At 67.4% G+C, this 18,760-nt stretch carries 19 protein-coding genes; 13 read left to right on the top strand and 6 right to left on the bottom strand.

The window, feature by feature from the left end; genetic code table 11:
* Window positions 1-825: 825 nt before the first annotated feature.
* The 4 genes from ACXJLH_RS22920 (at window position 826) to ACXJLH_RS22905 (ending at window position 3,793) form a co-directional block, all read left to right on the top strand.
* Complete coding sequence (locus ACXJLH_RS22920; protein WP_056194967.1) at window positions 826-2,037, top strand: SGNH/GDSL hydrolase family protein; 1,212 nt, start codon at window positions 826-828, stop codon at window positions 2,035-2,037.
* A gap of 332 nt (window positions 2,038-2,369) precedes the next feature.
* Window positions 2,370-2,501 carry a hypothetical protein gene (locus ACXJLH_RS22915; RefSeq protein WP_268795242.1) on the top strand — a complete coding sequence of 44 codons (132 nt, stop codon included), beginning with the start codon at window positions 2,370-2,372 and terminating at the stop codon, window positions 2,499-2,501.
* Window positions 2,502-2,547: 46 nt separating this feature from the next.
* Window positions 2,548-2,703: a hypothetical protein gene (locus ACXJLH_RS22910; protein ID WP_457446460.1), complete on the top strand. Its 156-nt coding sequence runs from the start codon at window positions 2,548-2,550 to the stop codon at window positions 2,701-2,703.
* A gap of 52 nt (window positions 2,704-2,755) precedes the next feature.
* Entirely contained in the window at window positions 2,756-3,793 is a 1,038-nt protein-coding gene (locus ACXJLH_RS22905) for a sensor histidine kinase (RefSeq protein WP_457446458.1), read from the top strand.
* Between the two features lie 38 nt (window positions 3,794-3,831).
* Here ACXJLH_RS22905 and ACXJLH_RS22900 read toward each other — a convergent pair whose 3' ends face one another.
* From ACXJLH_RS22900 to ACXJLH_RS22885, 4 genes are all read right to left on the bottom strand, one after another.
* Window positions 3,832-5,250, bottom strand: coding sequence for an esterase/lipase family protein (locus ACXJLH_RS22900; protein WP_457446456.1), 1,419 nt, complete (start codon window positions 5,248-5,250; stop codon window positions 3,832-3,834).
* 159 nt (window positions 5,251-5,409) lie between these two features.
* Window positions 5,410-6,123 carry a GGDEF domain-containing protein gene (locus tag ACXJLH_RS22895; RefSeq protein WP_056194974.1) on the bottom strand — a complete coding sequence of 238 codons (714 nt, stop codon included), beginning with the start codon at window positions 6,121-6,123 and terminating at the stop codon, window positions 5,410-5,412.
* Entirely contained in the window at window positions 6,120-6,899 is a 780-nt protein-coding gene (locus ACXJLH_RS22890) for a S1 family peptidase (protein WP_056194977.1), read from the bottom strand. The genes ACXJLH_RS22895 and ACXJLH_RS22890 overlap by 4 nt, the downstream gene beginning before the upstream one ends.
* Before the next feature lie 25 nt (window positions 6,900-6,924).
* Complete coding sequence (locus ACXJLH_RS22885; protein ID WP_056197143.1) at window positions 6,925-7,170, bottom strand: hypothetical protein; 246 nt, start codon at window positions 7,168-7,170, stop codon at window positions 6,925-6,927.
* Between the two features lie 450 nt (window positions 7,171-7,620).
* Between ACXJLH_RS22885 and ACXJLH_RS22880 the strand changes: the two genes are divergently transcribed.
* From ACXJLH_RS22880 to ACXJLH_RS22840, 9 genes are all read left to right on the top strand, one after another.
* Complete coding sequence (locus ACXJLH_RS22880; RefSeq protein WP_457391634.1) at window positions 7,621-9,123, top strand: ATPase domain-containing protein; 1,503 nt, start codon at window positions 7,621-7,623, stop codon at window positions 9,121-9,123.
* Window positions 9,101-10,672 carry a hybrid sensor histidine kinase/response regulator gene (locus ACXJLH_RS22875; protein ID WP_457356155.1) on the top strand — a complete coding sequence of 524 codons (1,572 nt, stop codon included), beginning with the start codon at window positions 9,101-9,103 and terminating at the stop codon, window positions 10,670-10,672. The genes ACXJLH_RS22880 and ACXJLH_RS22875 overlap by 23 nt, the downstream gene beginning before the upstream one ends.
* Window positions 10,673-10,819: 147 nt before the next feature.
* On the top strand, window positions 10,820-13,615 hold the full coding sequence (locus tag ACXJLH_RS22870; protein WP_457446455.1) for a M16 family metallopeptidase: 2,796 nt from the start codon (window positions 10,820-10,822) through the stop codon (window positions 13,613-13,615).
* Window positions 13,616-13,686: 71 nt separating this feature from the next.
* On the top strand, window positions 13,687-14,109 hold the full coding sequence (locus ACXJLH_RS22865; protein ID WP_056194989.1) for a VOC family protein: 423 nt from the start codon (window positions 13,687-13,689) through the stop codon (window positions 14,107-14,109).
* On the top strand, window positions 14,109-14,636 hold the full coding sequence (locus ACXJLH_RS22860; RefSeq protein WP_157281324.1) for a hypothetical protein: 528 nt from the start codon (window positions 14,109-14,111) through the stop codon (window positions 14,634-14,636). Before ACXJLH_RS22865 ends, ACXJLH_RS22860 begins: the two co-directional genes overlap by 1 nt.
* Window positions 14,637-14,776: 140 nt before the next feature.
* Window positions 14,777-15,217 (top strand): hypothetical protein, encoded by a 441-nt coding sequence (locus tag ACXJLH_RS22855; RefSeq protein WP_457446453.1) that lies wholly within the window; start codon window positions 14,777-14,779, stop codon window positions 15,215-15,217.
* The gene (locus tag ACXJLH_RS22850) at window positions 15,214-15,849 is read left to right on the top strand and encodes a glutathione S-transferase (protein WP_056194997.1); all 636 of its coding nucleotides are present in this window, start codon (window positions 15,214-15,216) and stop codon (window positions 15,847-15,849) included. Before ACXJLH_RS22855 ends, ACXJLH_RS22850 begins: the two co-directional genes overlap by 4 nt.
* The gene (locus tag ACXJLH_RS22845; RefSeq protein WP_457446451.1) at window positions 15,849-16,964 is read left to right on the top strand and encodes a patatin-like phospholipase family protein; all 1,116 of its coding nucleotides are present in this window, start codon (window positions 15,849-15,851) and stop codon (window positions 16,962-16,964) included. Before ACXJLH_RS22850 ends, ACXJLH_RS22845 begins: the two co-directional genes overlap by 1 nt.
* Window positions 16,965-17,165: 201 nt before the next feature.
* Window positions 17,166-17,783, top strand: a complete 618-nt coding sequence (locus ACXJLH_RS22840; RefSeq protein ID WP_157281327.1) for a hypothetical protein — start codon at window positions 17,166-17,168, stop codon at window positions 17,781-17,783.
* A gap of 31 nt (window positions 17,784-17,814) precedes the next feature.
* Here ACXJLH_RS22840 and ACXJLH_RS22835 read toward each other — a convergent pair whose 3' ends face one another.
* Both ACXJLH_RS22835 and ACXJLH_RS22830 read right to left on the bottom strand, forming a co-directional pair.
* Window positions 17,815-18,330, bottom strand: a complete 516-nt coding sequence (locus tag ACXJLH_RS22835) for a DUF1697 domain-containing protein (protein WP_457446450.1) — start codon at window positions 18,328-18,330, stop codon at window positions 17,815-17,817.
* Window position 18,331: 1 nt separating this feature from the next.
* The gene (locus ACXJLH_RS22830; RefSeq protein ID WP_457446448.1) at window positions 18,332-18,709 is read right to left on the bottom strand and encodes an amidohydrolase family protein; all 378 of its coding nucleotides are present in this window, start codon (window positions 18,707-18,709) and stop codon (window positions 18,332-18,334) included.
* Window positions 18,710-18,760: the final 51 nt, after the last annotated feature.

The raw sequence follows: 18,760 nt of genomic DNA, 5'->3' as shown, positions 1-18,760 counted from the left end.
CAGGTGGGCCTATGACTGGAGGTCGCCGCTCTGATCGGAAATTTGATGACTGTTTAGCTCCGGCAGATTTGGGAGAAGACTTCAATGAATCAAGCGCTTGCACCTTTCAAATCGCGTCGATCTAGGGTGCAGCCTGCATGCCTAAGAGGCGCTGACGGTCTGTCGAGAATGCACTAGCCGGTCATGAGCGGTAGCACTTGGCAGTTCTGTGCTTCAGTCGACAGTTCGCGCGCGAGCACGCTTCACTCCTACCTCAGCTTCGATGCCGTTGTCGGGCTCCTCGAATCGGCATTGGTCGAAGGTTTCTGCTGGGAGCAATTCTCTGGGCAAGCCATCCGCGGCTGTCATCGTGCCTCCTTCCTGATCCGCGTTTCCGACACAAGCGAAGGTGTGGATCCGCGAGACCGAAGTTGAAGCACAACTCGGCAGTACCTTGTCGGCGATCACGTACGCCCCGTGGGAGCAAGCATCTGAAAGTGGCGTCGGCCTGCTCGCTCCCGTCGGTTCGCTGTTGGAGGTCAAAGGGGGTTGGGTCGCGCCAAGTGGTGAGGAACGGTTCAACCCAGGTAAGTCAGGCCGCAGCGCAGACATTCATCAAACAGGCTTTTCGTAGCTTCGAACGTTGAGCGACTGCATCGAACAGATCAGTCTGTATGCGGCTGAAATTGGCGCCCCCGTATGTGCCGACGAAGTCGCGCGTGACGGCGGTGATGCCATCGCGCACTCCTCCTCTCAAACTTGTAAGTCAGCGTCGCCCATTACGAACGGAAAGGTCGCGGCCGATGGGCAGAATCGGCGCCTTTCTTGAAGCCGGGAATGATTGAAATGCGTGTGAAACATCTGCTCGCCGGCCTGCTGGCACTCTGCTGCGCGGCCAGCGCCGTCGCCGCCGACCCGCATTGGGTGACTGGCTGGGCGGCCGCACCGGACTCGCCCGGCCCGTCGCTGCAGCCGCAGACGATACGCCAGGTCGTGCGCAGCAGCGTCGCCGGTACGCAGGTGCGCATACGCCTGTCCAATCTGTTCGGCAGCGCGCCGCTGAACCTCGGACCGGTCCATCTGGCGCTGCACGCCGCCGGCTCGGCCATCCAACCGGGCAGCGATCGGGCACTCAGCTTCCAAAAGCTGCCGACGGTGACGATCGCCCCCGGCGACAGCGTCCTGAGCGATCCGGTTGAGCTGCGCGTGGCCGCGCTGCAGCAGCTGGCGCTGAGCCTGTATCTGCCGCAGGAGACCGGACCATCGACGCTGCATGGCGCGGCGCTGCAGACCGCCTGGCTGTGGCCGGGCGAGGACGCCGGCGCGGCGACGCTGTTCCCGGCCGGCGCGACCACCGACGACAGCCGCTACTTCGTCACCGATCTGGAGGTGAGCGCCGCCGCCCCGGCACGCACCTTGGTGGTGGTAGGTGACTCCATCACCGATGGTGTCGGCTCGGCCGACGACCGCAATGCGCGCTGGCCGGATTTCCTGGCCGCGCGTCTGCAGGGCGACCCGCAGCTGGCGACTATCGGCGTGGCCAATGCGGGCATCGCCGGCAACCGCATCCTCAACGACGGGCGCGCTCCCTTCGTCGGCCCGAGCGTGCTGGCGCGCTTCGAGCGCGATGCGCTGAGCAAGCCGGGCGTGCGCTGGATCGTGCTGATGCAGGGCATCAATGACATCACCGCGGCGAAGGCGCCGGCAACACCGCAGGACGACGTTAGCGCGCAGCAGATCATCGCCGGCATGCGCGACCTGATTGCAAAAGCGCATGCGAGCGGCCTGAAGATCTGGGGCGCGACGCTGCTGCCCTGCGGCGAGGCCAAGGGGTTGTTGCGCCCAACGCCGCAGAGCGAGGCCAAGCGCCAGGCGGTCAACCGCTGGATCAGAACCGCCGGCGCCTTCGATGCGCTGCTCGACTTCGACCGCCTGCTGCGCGACCCGGCCCGGCCCGATCAGCTGCTGCCGGCCTTCGACAGCGGCGATCATCTGCATCCCAACGAAGTCGGCTACCAGGCGATGGCCGCTGCCGTCGATCTGCGCTGGTTGAAGTGATCAGCCGGCGAGAGCGCTGCTGATCGCCATGCGGGCGCGCCCGCCCTGTTTGGCCTGGTACCGCGCGCATCGCCAAATTCTTCCCCAAACTCAGGCAACTCGTTGCCATCGGGCGGCACCCTCAGGGTGCGGGGCTACAGAGGTAAGGTCACGGATTCAGGAAACTGCCTTCCTCGGCGACACCGGCAGCAGTACAGCGCCGCTGTCAGCGACCGCCTGGAATCTGCAGATGCTTCAGGTGTCCGTGCGCCGCCGCACCGACACCAGCGCTCCCAATGTCTAAAAGCAAGACCTTGCGACACGCTGTGCTCGCTCCCTCAACGAAAGATCCCATGTCCAAAGGTCAACGCGGCAACAAGGAACAGAAGAAAGCGAAGAAGGCCCATGCGCCAGCGCCTGTGATTCCCGCCACCTCGGCTGAGAAGGCTGCGGAGGCGATTTCTGTCGCTCCGCGCAAGAAATAGGCTTGGCAACTGGCCGGCCGTCCGCACCGGGCAGGAGAACCTGCAGGTGATGATGGCCTTCGGCCGCCAGCTGACGGGCTTTGCGGGCATCGTCCTTGTCGTCAGCAATCCGGTCGACGCGGGTGATGACCGAGGCTGGGTTGGAAACGCACCGTTGGTGCGGCAGCGCACGGAACGCCGCTGGGGCTTCGGGAATGCTTGAGCCGTCGATATAGCGGCTGCTCACCATGAACTCGCAACACCCTCCATTCGGCATGACGGTCGCGCCCCAGGGCGCGGCGATCCTGACCGGCACGCACGGCTCATTTGGCTCGCACGTCGGTTGGCGGGATGTGACCGGTGATCCGGGGCCCGACCCCCACGCGCAGGCCTCCGAGCTGTGGCAGCAAGCCGTCCATGACCTGCGCGGCAAGCTCAGCGTGGTCACGGCGGTCACTGCGCTGTTGCAGAAGCCGCGCAGCGACTTGCGCCGTTTGGAATTGATGGCCGTGCTGGATCGCAACGTTGCCGGCCTGCGGGAGCTGCTGAACGGCGTGGCTGACCTGGCCCGGCTCGACACCCAGCAGGAGCGACCGGTGATTCGCACAGTGGACGTCGCCACGGCGCTCGACGACATGTGCAACAACCTGCGCGTCGTGGCGAATTCGCGCGGGCTGAGCCTGGAGATCAGCGGCCCGGCCAGCCTCGTCGCGGAGAGCGACCCGCTGATGGTGGCGCGCATTGCGCAGAACCTGATGCTCAATGCGATCCAGTACACGCGCGCCGCCGGCGTGGTGCTGACCTACGGCCACTGTGGCGCTGGGGAGGCTGGCCATTGGTACTTCGATGTCGGAGACGCCGGCCGCGAGCTGTGCAGCGGTGAACCCATCGGGCTCATCCGAACAGCGGGCGCGTCCGCAATCGCGGCTTCGGGCGAGGGCATCGGCCTGTCCATCGTCGGCCGCCTGTGCAGGCTGCTGGGCGGAACGATGGAGATCACGAGTGCTGTCGGGGCCGGCCGCGTCACCCGCATCAAGTTGCCCCGGCGCTACGTTGGTGCGCTGCAAGAGCTGATGATCGCTACCGTCGCGCGCGGTGGCGTCCCGGCTGCAGGCCTATGGGCTCCCGCGGCATTGCAAGCCGGCCAGCCGCAGCAGCTTCCCTTGCTGCCCGCGGTTCCTGCAAAGCCGGCGCGCTTCGCTGCATGCAATGTTTCGACATTGCCTCAGTCACGCTCAAATCATCTGGATCTCAGCAACGCCGTCGCGCCGCACTCAGTGCCATACAGCGTCGAACTCAAGCGCGCACCGTAGCCGCGCCAGGCCGCGGGCGCGGCGGTTCCGGTTTGGTGTCAGGTGCAGGTCTTTGGCTGGGCCGGCAGGATCAGCAGCCCACGGATTCGGCCCCGGCGCGCGCCCGTGGCGTCGTTTTGCACCGAGCCAAAGATGACGACCTGTTCACCGCTGCTGCGCTGTTCAAGCACCAGCACGATGTCGGAATCCTGTGCGTAACCGGCGGAGACCCAGGCCTGCCGGAGTTCCGTCAGTTGGCCGTCCGCGCGGTATCGATCCAGGGTGCCGAGCCGACCTACCCAGGCGGGCGCCAGTTCCTCCGGGTTTGCGGCGAACAGCTTGACGAACTCGAGTGCGAACGCCCGGCCTGGGAGCCGCTCGAAGGATCGAGTCATCAGTGCCGGCTGGCCGAGGTTGGACGGAAGGACGAATCTGTCGGACCAGGTGTCAGACTGGTAAAGCGCCTCCTGCACGACCGCGGGCGCCGCGTCGAGATTGAACCCGCTGGCCCTCAGCCTGGCCAGTGTTTGCAACATGGCCTGGCCATCGGGCGTGTTGACCTCGCTGCTCGGATAGTTCTTGGGAATTGCGTCGCCTGCGCAGGACAGGAAGTAGCGCTTCAGATAGCGGTGCGGCGTGTCCTGCAGCGACACCGGCTTGACCATGCTGCTGTGGTCGAACTGCTCCAGCACATCGACGCCGTCAGGTCGACGCTGGCATAGCGCGGTCGCACTGTCTTTGGGCACCACCAGCACCCCGCCGCCCAGAGCGGAGGCAAAGGAAAAGAAGCCCATCTTCTGCCCTTCCGCCAGGCAGTACCAGTGAAACGGCCAGGCGACTTTCTGCCACTGGTCGATCAGGGCCTGCTGGTGGCCGTCGGGCCTCATGCCGGCGAACTGGAGGCTGTCAGAGACGTAGCTCGCCACGTTGGCAATGTCGGCGCCCGTCGCCGGCGTGCCGAAGAAACTGACGAGCTTGATGCGGCGGAGCTTGTCGCGCATGTCCTCCTTGGCATGCATGCGTAGCAGCATCTGGGCCGTGACCAGGCCGCCCATGCTGTGCGCCACGATCGTGATGTGGGCGTGGTCCAGCACGCCGTCGTTCTGCAGGTCCTTGCGCAGCTGCTCGGCGACCTTGTCGACTTCGGGGCTGCTGCCCAGCAGTTGGGTGTCGTAGCGGTAGAGGTAGATGTTGCTGTTGTCGAAGGCAGGTTCGGCCCTCAGCAGGCAGGGCCAGGACTGATCTTCCTTGCCGCTCCAGGCGGTCCTGGCGCTGCTGAGCACACCGTGGACAAACACCACGACCGAGGTCCGGCTCGGGTCCTTGCCGCCCAGGAATGCCGGCCCTTCGATGGGCAGGCAGGGTGCAGGCGCCGCTGCCTGTGCTAACGCCGGGACGGCGCAGCCAAGGCAAGCCACGACAGCAAGCACCAGCCCGCGGACTGTGGAATAGAAAACAAGGCGTTGAATGGTGCGCATTTCGAGTCCTCCGCATGCCAGCAGGTTCAGCCCACAGGACGGCCCTGGGTCACCTGCGCGCGTGCCATGCACTGTGATGCGATGGCGTCGGCTCGACATCCTCAGTACAGAGGACTGTTGCGACAGAAGCAGAAGTTCAGGTGGCGGGAACCGCCGTGGCTAGCGTGGGTGCGACGCGGTCCGCTTGATGCGGTACATGGCCTCGTCCGCCTTGCGCATCAGCACGCCGGGCGACTCGCCGTCGTCGGGGAAGACGCTGTAACCGATGCTGGCCGAGATGGACATGGGGTGGCCGGCGAGCATGCAGGGCTCGGCCAGTGCGCGAGCGATCTTGTCGGCCACTTGTGTGGCGTCCTCGCGCCGGGCCGCGGCGACCAGCACGACGAACTCGTCGCCGCCCATGCGGCAGACCGTGTCGCTGTCGCGAACCGTGGCCTGCAGCACGCGCGCCGCACGCTGCAGCAGCAGGTCACCGACGGCGTGGCCGAACTCGTCGTTGACCTGCTTGAAGCCGTCGATATCGAGGAAATAGATGATCAGGCGTTCACCATGCCGGCGCGCGAGGGCGATGTCGTGGCTCAGCCGGTCCCACAGCACCTCGCGATTCTTCAGCCCGGTCAGCGAGTCGGTCTGGGATGCCTTGACGGCAACTTCCAGCGCTGCATGGGCGGTCTCCACTTCCTGCGTCGCCAACTGGTTTTCCGCCTGCAGGCGCTTGTTCTCCAGGCGGGCGTCGTGAGCGGCCGACAGGCCTCGTTCGCTGCGGGCTTCGAGGATGGCGGCCTGCAGTTCCAGCAGCGTCGCCTCGGCGGCGGCGATCTGCCGCTCCAGCGCAACGAGCCGGCTTTGCGCGCCGTCGCTCCCTGAGCTCAAGGCGAGGCCTTTGCGGCCGGCTCGGGTTTGGATGGGGGTTCGCGGCGCGGCGAGGGGTCGGTCAGGGTCGCGAGGATGTCGGGATACCAGGCCGCATTCAGGCCCAGCGACTCGTCGGCCTCGAGGTCGCGGTTGCCGATGTCGAAGCGCGTCGAATGGATGCCCACCAGCAGCCAGGGCAGGGGCTTGCGGCCCGGCGCCCGCATGACGACCGGCGCGCCGCTGATACCGCGATGAGTGCGCGCATCGGTCAGGAACCAGCCCTGGCCCTGGAAGCGCCAGCCATAGGGCGAAGCGATGGCGCCCTGGCGCACGACCGGGAGATGGTGCAGGTCATCGTGAAAGCCGAGCGGGAAGCCGGTGATCAGGATGGGCTGGCCCAGCGGCACGTCGTCGTCCGCGCCGGGCAGGCTCTCAAGCGTGAAGGCAGTGAGCTGGACCGTCTCGGGCAGGGCGCCCGCGTCGATCTCCAGCACCGCCACGTCGATGCCACCGGCGTCGTCCCGGCCCTGGCGCCAATTGGCGCGGCCGTCACGGTAGAGCAGCACCGACAGCACGATGGCATCGGTCAGGTTGTCGGCGTCGGCATGCAGTTCGAGTTCGACGCGGTCGGGGTGGTGGTCGGCCTCTTCGTCGATGAAGACGTGCCGGCTGGTGACCAGGTAGAGGCGGGCGTCGCGCCGGAAGAAGAAGCCGCTGGCGCCGGTCAGCGCGCGCTTGCCGTCGAAGGTGCCGATGCGCGCAATGGCCAGCAGCAGGGGATCGGGTGCCGACATCGTGGGGCCGGGTGGGCGCCGCGCGTCAGTACGCCGGGCGCGGGGTGATGCGGTCCAGCTGCGAAGTCAGGTGCCTGCACATGTTCTCGCCCGTCGTCGTCAGGCGCAGTGAGCCGCCATGCCACTCGAGCCAGTGCAGGGCGACGTACTCCTCGATGGTTTTTTCGGCGATCTCGGCGGCGCGGCGGCGCTTGAGCAGGTCGACGGTGGCGAGCAATCCATCGCGGAGCGCGTCACGTTTGGTATCGGGTGCAAGGGGGACCGGCTTCATCAGCATCTCCAGGGCGTGGGCATCGGGCGCCGTCGGTGCGAGCGGCGGCCCTGTCACGCAGGTCGTCAATGGGGGCGGGGCCGCGTTTGGCGCGCTCCGGGAAGGGGCGGGCCGCGGTGCCGGGAGGGGCGCCTCGAAGAGTCTTCGAGGAGTGGAAGTGGGGCTCGCCGCTGCAAGCAGATGACAACCAAAGCCGACGGCGGGAGCCGGCGAGCATGGGAACGCAGAAGTGATGCGTGGCGCCCGGTCTGCTAGGGCCGCCGCGGCAGTGAGCAGACGCGCGACGGCCGGGACAGTGTACGCCTGGGCACGATGTCCCTGACCTCCAGTTCGCACGCGCAAACCCGACCCGAACCCGACCCGAACCCGGCCGTTTGGCGGACATACACTGGCTGTCACCTGTGCATGGCGGCCTGGCATGAGGCCGCATTTCCTGACTGGAGATTGGCGATGACTGGGAACAGATCGCGTTCCGCAAGCGGCGTGCCCGGCCTGGATGAAGTCCTGCATGGCGGGCTGATTGCCGGGCAGCTCTATTTGGTCGACGGCGAACCTGGCGCCGGCAAGACGACGCTGGCGCTGCAGTACCTGATGCAGGGCGTTCGCGAGGGCGAGCCCTGCCTGTACGTGACGCTGGGCGAGACGGCGGCCGAATTGCGCGCCGGGGCGGCGTCGCATGGGTGGACGCTCGACGGCATCGAGGTCGTCGAACTGGTGGCTGGTGAAAGCGACCTGTTCGGCGACGCCGAGTTGACCATGTACCACCCGTCGGAGGTGGAGTTGAGCGAGACGACCAAGCGCGTGCTGGAGGCCGTCGAGCGCTGCAAGCCGCGCCGCATGGTGCTGGATTCGCTGTCGGAACTGCGCCTGCTGGCCCAGTCGTCGCTGCGTTACCGGCGCCAGATCCTGGCGCTGAAGCAGTTCTTCGTCGGCCGCGGCTGCACCGTGCTCTTCCTGGACGACCGTTCGAGCGACCGCGTCGACACCCAGTTGCACAGCATCGCGCACGGCGTCATTGCGCTGGAGCGCCATGTGCCCCCCTACGGGCCAGCACAGCGCCAGCTGCGCATCACCAAGTTCCGCGGCAGCGACTTCATCAGCGGCCAGCAGGACATCGTCATCCGGCAGGGCGGCCTGGAGGTGTTCCCGCGCCTGAAGCCCAGCCAGCATGGCTCGCCTTACCCGCGCGAAGTCGTGCCCAGCGGTATCGCGGCGCTGGACGAACTGCTTGGCGGCGGCACCGATCGCGGCACGGCGACGCTGCTGGTCGGCCCGGCGGGCTCGGGCAAGTCCACCATCGCGTCGCAATATGCCGTCATGGCGGCCAAGCGCGGCGGCCATGCCGTCATTTTCACCTTCGAGGAGGGCCGCACGCTGCTGCTGGACCGTCTGGCCAACTTGGGGTTGAGCGTCGAGGAGGGTGTTGGCCCCGGCAAGCTCCATGTGCGCCAGCTCGACGCTGCCGAGGTGCTGCCCAGCCAGTTCGCCAACCTCGTGCGCCGTTCCGTCGAAACCGATGGGGCCCGCGTCGTGGTCATCGACAGCCTGAACGGCTACCTGAACGCCATGCCCGAGGAGCGTGCGCTGGTCGTGCAGCTGCACGAGCTGCTGACCTACCTGAACAACCATGGCGTGGCGACCTTCGTCGTGGCGACGCAGTCCGGCCTGATGGGCCCCAACATGCGCAGCCCGGTCGACATGAGCTATCTGGCCGATGCCGTCGTGCTGTTCAGGATGTACGAGCATGCCGGCGCGGTGCGCAAGGCCATCTCGGTCATCAAGAAGCGCAGCGGCCGGCATGAGGACACCATCCGCCAGCTGTGGTTCGACGGCCAGGGCGTGCACCTGGGGCCGCCGCTGGTGCATCTGCGCGGCGTGCTGGCGGGCGTTCCCGTCGAGTTGCCGTTCCAGCACGAGGGTGAGTCTGGCGATGATCGAACGGGACGACGCTGACCGCTCCTGCAGCGAGCGCGTCATCGTGCTGGCGCCGACGGCACGTGACGGCGACGTCACGCGCAGGCTGCTGGCCGAGGCGGGCATCGATGTCGCCGTCTGCCAGGGCTGGCGCCATGCCGAGGAGCTGATGCACGAGGGCGCCGGTGCATTGATGGTCACCGATGCCGCCTTTGCCGACGCGGGCTTCGCAGTGCTGCTGAACGTGCTGGAGCGCCAGCCCGCATGGTCCAACCTGCCCGTGGTGGCCCTGTGCCGCCACGGCCTGGAGGCGCCGGGGCTGCGCGAGGCAAGGCTGCGCAACCTCACGGTGCTGGACCGGCCGACGTCCACGCGCGTCATGGTCAGCGCGGTGCGAACGGCCCTGCGCGGGCGGCGCTGGCAGTACCAGATCCGCGACCAGATCGACTCGCTGCTGCGCGCGGACCACTCGCTGCGTCAGGCCGATCAGCGCAAGGACGAGTTCCTGGCCACGCTGGCCCACGAGCTGCGCAACCCGCTGGCACCCATCCGGACTGGCCTGCAGCTGCTGGGCGCCAACCCGCCGAGGGAGGAGGCGCAGTACAAGGGTGTCACGGACATGATGGACCGGCAGATGAGCCATTTGCTGCGCCTCATCGACGACCTGCTCGAGGTGTCGCGCATCTCGACCGGCAAGCTCATCCTGCAGCGCGAGTCGCTGGACATGCGCCGCGTCGTTGAGATGGCGCTGGAGTCCTGCCAGCCGCTGATCGAACGGGGAGGGCACCAGCTCAGCGTCACGCTGCCGGACGAGGAGCTTTGGGTGGACGGCGACCTGACGCGGCTGGCGCAGTCGCTGAGCAACCTGCTGAACAACGCGGCCAAGTACACGCCCGATGGCGGCCGCATCTGGGTCACGCTGGCTCGCGCCGGCGCGCAGGCCGTGCTGACCGTGCGCGACAGCGGCGTGGGCGTGCCGCAGGACATGATCGGGCGCGTCTTCGACATGTTTGCCCAGGTGAACCGGTCGCTGGAGCGCGCCCAGGGCGGGCTGGGCATCGGCCTGGCCCTGGTCAGGAGCCTGGTGACGCTGCACGGTGGCCAGGTCAGCGCGGTGAGCGCCGGGCCGGGCCTGGGCAGCACGTTCACCATCGAGCTGCCGCTGGCGGCCGAAGATTCCGCACCGGCGCCACTGCCAGCCAGCGAGCCCGAGCCAGCCCCGCCGGCGCGCATCCTGGTGGTGGACGACAACGACGATGCGGCCACGTCGCTGGCCATGCTGTTGTCGCTGTCGGGCCACGAGGTCGAGGTCGCGAACAGCGGCCCGGCCGCGTTGCAGACGGCCGCCAGCTTCCTGCCGCAGGCCGTCTTCTGCGACGTCGGCATGCCCGGCATGGATGGCCACGAGTTCGCGACCCGATTGCGCCAGGACCCGCGCTTTGCGTCCACGCTGCTGGTGGCGCTGACGGGCTGGGGCTCGGAGGAAGACAAGAAGCGCTCGCGCGCCGCCGGCTTTGACGAGCACCTGACCAAACCGGCCAGCGTGGATGCGGTTTCCGCCCTGTTGGCCCGTTTGCAGGCCGGTTGACGTGTTGTTGGGGAAGCGAGCGCGGACGCTCGGCCGGGGGGCGTCACGTCTGCATTGGAATCTGACGAACCCTGACCGATGGCCGGGCCTGTAAAACCGCGCAGAATCCCCGCCAAGCCGAAGATGCGGCTGCCTGGAGAGAGACAGATGATGAGAGTGCTGGATGGGTGGATGCCGCGAGCCCTGGGCGTCGCCCTGATGAGCCTGGCCCTGGGGGCGGCGCAGGCCCAGCCTCAGCCGGTGCCCAAGGCCAAGCCCGCCGTGGCGGCGCATGCGGCCAGCGTTGCAACACCCGAAAAGGTGCGCGAGCTGGGCGGCATTGAGGAATACCGCCTGCCCAACGGCCTGCAGCTGCTGCTCTTCCCCGACGCGACGCAGACCACCACCACCGTCAACATCACCTACCGCGTCGGCAGCCGCCATGAGGCGCCCGGTGAATACGGCATGGCCCACCTGCTGGAGCACATGCTGTTCAAGGGCACCGAGAGGCAGAAGGACATCCCCGGCGCGATGGCGCTGCGCGGCGTCAAGTTCAACGGCACGACGACGGTGGACCGCACCAACTACTTCGCGAGCTTCAACGCGAATGCCGACACCCTGGCCTTCCTGCTCGACCTGGAAGCTGATCGCATGGTGAACAGCCGCGTCGCCAAGGTCGACCTGGACACCGAGATGAGCGTGGTGCGCAATGAGTTCGAGCGCGGCGAGAACCAGCCGTTTGCCGTGCTGAACCAGCGTGTCAATGCGGCAGCGTTTGCCTGGCATCCCTATGGCCACGCCACCATCGGCCCCAAGAGCGACATCGAGAATGTGCCGATCGAGAAGCTGCAGGCTTTCTACAAGCGCTATTACCGGCCCGACAACGCGACGCTACTGATCGCCGGCCAGTTCGACAAGGCCGCTACGCTGGCGCTGATCGCCAAGCACTTCGGTGCTACGCCCAAGCCCGCCGCGCCCATCCCGCAGCCCTACACGGTCGAGCCCGCCCAGGACGGCGAGCGCACCGTCGTCGTGCGCCGTGTCGGCGGCCAGCCCATCCTGCTGGCGGCCTATCACGTGCCGGCCATCACGCATCCGGACACGCCGGCGTTGGTCGTTTACGGCCTGTTGATGAGCCTGCAGCCCAGCGGCCAGCTCTACAAGCAACTGGTCGAGCCCAAGCTGGCGGTCGCCGCGGGTATTGGCGGCGCGGGCGGAGCGGAGCCAGGCACCGTGGGCGCATACGCGGTGCTGCCGCCGGGAGCCGATGTCGACAAGATCGAAACCCTGCTGCTGGACCTTGCCGAGGGCCGCGCGGCCAAGCCCTTCGAGGAGAGCGAACTCGGGCGCGTGCGCGACATCGCCGTCAACAGCTACCGCCAGCAGATGAAGAACCCCGAGGCGCTGATCCAGCAGATCTCCGGGTTGATCGCTGCAGGCGACTGGCGGCTGCTCTTCCAGCTGATGGAAGACATTCCCAAGGTCACGCTGGCGGACGTCGAGCGCGTGCGCTCCGCCTATTTCAAGCCGGCCAATCGCACGCTGGGCCGTTACCTGCCGGTCAACGCCGTCGAGCGCGTGGACATCCCCGCCGCGCCGTCGCTGGCGCAGCGCCTGGCCGAACTGAAGGGCCCGCCCAAGGTGGAGGAGGGCGAACAGCTCGAGCCTGTGCCAGCGGTGCTGGAGACGCGCATGTCGCGCACGGCCTTGCCCAGCGGCATCGCACTGCACACGCTGAAGAAGCAGACGCGCGGCAACACCGTCGTGCTGCAGATGCAGCTGCGCTGGGGCGAACGCGACGCGACCTTCGCGCGCAACGGCACCGGCATGGTCGGCGCACTGATGGACGAGGGCAGTGCCGGCTACACCAAGCAGCAGTTGCAGGACGCGCTGATCAAGCTGCGCGCCAACCTCAACATCACCAGCTATGACCAGGGCGCGAGCATCTTCATCAGCGCCGAGCGCGACACGCTGCTGCCGGCCCTGCGCGTGGCAGCCGATGCGCTGCGCAAGCCGCTGTTCCCTCAGGATGCCTTCGACCGCGACATCAAGGCCAACATTGCCGGCATCGAGGCTTCGCGCCAGGAGCCCAGCGTGCTGCGCCAGGAAGCCACGCGTGGCCACTACAACAAGGCTCGCGGCGTCAGCCTGGGTCACCCCGACTATGTGATGGGCGTGGACGAGCGCATCGCCAACCTGAAGGCGACGACATTGGACGAGGTGAAGCGCTTCTATGCCGACTACTGGAGCACCAACGACGCCCAGGTCAGCGTCGTGGGCGCCCTGCCGGACGGCCTGGGCGCCGAGATCGACAAGCTCTTCGGCGACTGGAGGAAGCCTGCCGCGCCCAAGTTCGTGCGCCACATTCCCCAGCACCTGGCCGTGCCGCCGGCACGCTTCGATGCCATTGCGCGCGACAAGGCCAATGCCATCGTGCGCCTGCACCAGACGCTGCCGCTGAACGCCGAGGAGCCCGACTATCCGGCGCTGGAACTGGCCGTGCACATCTTCGGCGGCGGCGGGCTGGAGAGCCGGCTGTCCGAGCGCGTGCGCCAGAAGGAAGGGCTGACGTATGGCATCGGCGCCTCCTTGAACGCGGGCTACTGGGGCAATGCCGGGAGCTTCGCCATCCAGGCCAGCTATGCGCCGGACAAGCGCGAGCGCGTCATTGCCGTCGTGCAGGAGGAAGTGGCCCGCATGGCCAGGGATGGCGTCACGGCGGCCGAGCTGGAGCGCGCCAAGAAGGACATCCTGGAAGGCCGCAAGCAGGGCCGCGCCGACCCCGGTGCCCTGGCCGGTGGCTTGACCAGCCTGGCCGAACGCGGCGAGACCTGGGCCGCGGCGCAAAAGCGCGACGATGCGCTGGCGGCCGTCAGCGTCGAGCAGGCCAATGCGGCCTGGCGAAGGCACATCGTGGCCGACAACTTTGTCATCTCGACGGCGGGAGACTTCAAAACGCCCTGACACAAGCTGCCGGCACCCTCCCGGCCGGCGGCGCTAGAGTCCCTCATCTCTCTGAACTGAAGGAGACTCGCATGAAGATCGACCCCTACCTGTTCTTCAACGGCCGCTGCGAAGAGGCCATCGAGTTCTACAAGAAGGCCCTGGGCGCCAAGGTGGAGTTCCTGATGCGCAACTCCGAGAGCCCCGAGCCGCCGCCGCCGGGCACGCTGCCGGCTGGCTCGGAGAACAAGATCATGCATGCCTCGGTCCATATCGGCGGGGCCCTGGTCATGATGTCCGACGGCATGTGCGACGGCGACACGGCCTTCAAGGGCTTCTCGTTGTCGCTGGACTGCCCCGACGCCGATGCCGCGCGGGAGGCGTTTGCGGCTCTCGCCGAAGGTGGCCAGGTCAAGATGCCGCTGGCCAAGACCTTCTGGGCGCCGCTGTTCGGCATGGTCGATGACCGCTTCGGCGTGGGCTGGATGGTGGGCGTGTCGGACAATGCGGCGTAGTGACCACGCCAGTACAGCTCCCCGCACATCTCAAGGCCGACTGCTCGGCCTGCGTAGCGCTGTGCTGCGTGATTCCACCCTTCGATGCGAGCCAGGGCTTTGGCTTCGACAAGCCGGCCGAGACACCCTGCCACCACCTTTGCGCTGACCACCGCTGCGGCATCCACGATGAACTGGTGCCGCGCGGCTTTGAGGGCTGCGTGGCCTTTGACTGCCTGGGCGCGGGCCAGCGGCTGACGGCCTTGGCCACCGAACGCTTCGGCAGCGCCGACTGGCGCGCGCGGCCCGAGGTGGCGCGCTGGCTGTTCCAGGCCTATCCGCGCGTGCGCCAGACCCAGGAGTGGCTGGCCCGGCTGAGCCTGGCCGCGCTGCTGACCCAGCATGTGGCGCTGCAGGCCCTGGCCACCGAGCTGGAGGCCGACGCGCAGCGCTGGCCGGACTGGACGGCGGCCGAGCAAGCCGGCTGGCAAGGCCGCGTACAGGCGGCGCTGGCGCCGTTGGCCGAAAATCGGCGTTCAAGGAGCTGATGCAATGTTTGGATTGATGGGCGGCTTTGGGGCTGCCGAAGGCCGGCTGCTGACTGAAACCGGTGCGACGAGTGACCATGCTTTCTGATTGGGTGGAGCCGCAGTGGCGCCGGCGCCGTGGCGTTCGCACCGTTCAAGTCGTGGCCGTGCTGGCTGCGTTGCTGGCGGTCTTGAGCCTGCTCGGCATGTTCAACCAGTTCGGCGCTTCCGACGGCGACGTGGTCAAGACAGAACGGCAGTTGGTCGCGTCCGTCGACTTGCGCGTCGGCAATCCCGCCGGCGCGGTGGAGCGCGGTGAAGCCAAGGCACGTGCGGACATCAAGGCAGGCCTTCTGCAACTGCAGATATTCGGGCCCCCGAAGACCAAAGCTGAAGCGGCCAAGGCCCAGCGGCTGGAGAAACGCTACGGCGTCGACTGGGTCTACAAGGGCGAGGAGGGCTCGCTGCTCGCACTTGCCTTCGCTGACGGCTACAACGGCGTGATGCGAGCCGAGATTGAACGCCGTCACGGCGGCGAAGCCCTGGAGCAGCTGATGCGCGAGCATGGCATTGAATCTCCGAAGCAGAAGGAAGGCCCATGAAGCTCATCGGCATGCTGGACTCCCCCTATGTGCGCCGCGTCGCGATCTCGATGCGGCTGCTCGGCCTGCCCTTCGAGCACGCGGCCATCTCGGTGTTCCGCGGTTTTGATGCCTTCCGGCAGATCAACCCGGTCGTCAAGGCGCCGACGCTGATCTGCGATGACGACGTTGGCGGCAGCCTGCTGATGGATTCGACGCTGATGCTCGAGTACGTTCAGGCCCTGGCCGGCCGCAGCCTGCAATCGAGCGAGCCGGCCGAGCTGCTGCGCGAACTGCGCCTCACCGGCCTGGCGCTGGCGGCCTGCGAGAAGACGGCCCAGATCGTCTATGAGCGCGGCCTGCGCCCGGCCGAGAAGCGGCATGAGCCCTGGATCGAGCGCGTCACTGGCCAGCTGCTGGCAGCCTATGGCGAGCTGGAGAAGGAACTGAGCCACCAGCCGCTGGATGCCAGCGAAGGCGGCATCCGCCAGGCGGGCATCACGGTCGGCGTCGCCTGGACCTTCACGCAGTTCCTGCTGCCCGAGGTGGTGGCAGCAGACGGCTTCCCACATCTCGTCGCGCATGCAGCGGCGACCGAGGCGCTGCCGGTCTTTCGCGCCATTCCCTGCGACGACGCGGTACAACTCAGCTGATGGCTAAGCGCCCCTCGCAAACCGTCTACGTCTTCCAGGGTGGCGGCGCCCTGGGTGCCTACCAGGCCGGCTTCGTCGAGGCGCTGGAGGACGCCAGCCTGCCGCCTGACTGGTTGGTCGGTACCTCCATCGGCGCCATCAACGCGGCGCTGATCGCCGGCAACGCGCCGGCTGAGCGCCTGAAGGCGCTGCGCACCTTCTGGGACCGCGTGACGCGGCCCGGCTTTGCGCCACATCTGCCGGCCAGCCCCTTCACGGCGATCTGGCAGCAAGGGCTGCAGACCTGGCAGACGCTGACGAGCGGCATCCCGGGCTTCTTCAAGCCGCGCGGCCCGCAGGCCTGGGACATGAACCGGCGTGCGCCGCTGACCGAGCTGGGCTTTTATGACACCGCGCCACTGGAGGAGACGCTGCGCGAGCTGGTGGACTTCGAGCGCATCGCCGCGGCCGAGACGCGCCTGACGTTGTGCGCCGTCAATGTGCGCACCGGCGGCCTGGCGCTGTTCGACAACCGTGACGGCCGCACCCGCATTGCGCCCGAGCATGTGATGGCCAGCGGCGCACTGCCGCCGGGCTTCGCACCGGTGCAGATCGGCAAGGACGCCTACTGGGACGGCGGCATCTACTCCAACACGCCGTTGGATGTCGTGCTCGACGACAGCGAGCGCCGCGACACCCTGTGCTTCATGGTCGATCTGTGGGACGCCAGCGAGGCGGCGCCCAGCACCATGGCCGGTGCACTGACGCGCTACAAGGACATCCAGTACGCCAGCCGCATCTTCGAGCACCTGGACGACCACGAGCGCCTGCAGAACCTGCGCCGCGCGCTGCGCCTGGTGGGCCGCAAACTCGACGCCAAGACGGCGGCAGACCCGGCCATCAAGGAACTGTTGGCGCTGGGCTGCGACTCGCGCATCGACGTTGTCCACCTCGTCATGCAGGCCCTGCCCGGCGAGGACTCCTGGCGCGACATCGACTTCAGCGACGAGCGCCTGCGCGCGCGCTGGGCCGCCGGCCTGAAGGACGGGCGGCGCGTGCTGCAGCGCGCGGCCTGGCGCGAACCCATACGGGACCGTGTCGGCATGCGGGTGCACACGCTGGACGGCGGGGCCTGAGCTGCCGCGTCTGACATGACGGCGGACCTGCCGCGGTGCTGAGGCTTCGGGTAATTGCCTGTCGATCTTTTTGACAATGAGCGGGGCGGCCGCCGCTAGCAGTTCCTCGCCCCTGCCGCTGTAGCCTTGTTTACAGAGCAAGGCGGCGCGCTGGTATGGATCCTGCTGCGTTGGACTGTTCATAACTATGGGAGGTCGGACATGCGAATCAGCAAGACTCTGGTTGCCAAGGCAGCAACCGCGCTGGGGGCTTTGGTGTTGGCATCGACGGGGGCTCATGCAGCACCCGTGGTTGACCAGGCCAATGACGTGATTGGTACGGTCAGCTTCAACGGCGGCGCCCCGACCTTGACCTGGCAGCAAGGCGTGGTGGCGGGGCAGACGGGCCAGTTGACGGCGATCGAGGTGTATTTCAATGCAGCCAATCTGGGCGCGGGTATCCAGTTCTTCGTCAACCAGGGTGCGGGTTGGCAAAGCGATGCGAACGACTTCGACGCGGTGCTGAATGGCCTGGTTGCCGGATGGAATCTGATCGACGTGTCGTCTGCCGGTATTTCGCTGAGCGCTGGTGACCAGTTGGTCTTTGGCTTCAAGGGGCAGAGCCCCGGCAATTTCAGCCCGTCGTTCACGGGGACGAGCGGCGATGTCTATAGCCAAGGCCAGCTGTTCCTGAACGGTGCGGTGTATGCCGTCCCTGACTACGACGTCAACTTCCGCACCTATGTCGAAGCAGGGCGCCTGCCCGAGCCGGGTTCGGCTGCCCTGGTGGTGATCGCCTGTCTGGCCACTGGCCTGGCGCGGCGTCGCGCTCGCGCCTGACGAGCGCTTGTCTGGTCGCGCTGGCCGGCGATCAGCCGTTCGCCAGCGCGTTCAGCTTCTCGACCGTCGCCCAGTTGCGAGTCGTGCAGTCTTCGCCGAGATTTTTCAGCAGCGCAACGGCGGCCTTGCTTTCCAGGATGCCGTGGGCGCACCACAGATAGGCTGCGTGCTCGGTGACGACGAAGCGCTCGGCGCCCTGCGCTGTGATGGCAGCTGCGGCCTGCAGCGCGGCCGCATCGGTTGTCATCGCGACGAGCAGGCGGCTGGGGTCGTCTGCCTCGTCAATGCCATGCCCCGCCGCGATGGCGGCCCATTCGGCCGCCGTCTTCAGGATGACGGCGGCATCGACGCCCAGCTGCTCCCGCACGGCGGTGCGGATCTTGTCGGCGCTGAGCTTCTTCTTGACGTCGAAGACGGCATTGCCGCTGTTCAGCAGCGTCGAGACCTTGGTCGCGCCCAGCTCGGTGAGCAGGGCCTTGAGGTCGGCCATCGCGAGGCGCTTGGCCTTACCGACGTTGATGCCGCGCCAGAGGGCGATGTAGCGCATGTCAGTTCTCCGTTTGATGCACGAGCTTGCCATCGACCCAGGTCTGCAGCACGCGTGTCTTTAACAAGGCAGCGGGCGATGAGGTCAACGGGTCGCGGTCGACGAGGATGAAGTCGGCACGATGGCCGGGCATCAGCACGCGGCCGCCGGCGTCGATGCGCCGCGCATCGCCGGCCGGCAGGTCGTTCAGCTTGCCGATGGCGAGCACGCGGCCATCGGCGCCGACCTGCATCGCGTCGAAGCGGATGACGCGGCCCTGCTCATCGAGCGTGAGGCCGCGGGCGTTGTGGACGAGGAGGCCTTGGGCAGAAACGGCACCGCCGCTGAACGCCAACAAAGGGGCGAGCAGGGCAGCGGTGAAAAGGATCTGGCGTCGCATGCCCGCAGTCTCGGCGACGCGGGCGATCAGGGCATCAGCTCATGCCCTGAT

Source organism: Roseateles sp. P5_E4, from assembly GCF_054049255.1.
Note: the sequence above shows the minus strand (reverse complement) of the source record. Positions and strands in the feature narration are given on the sequence as shown.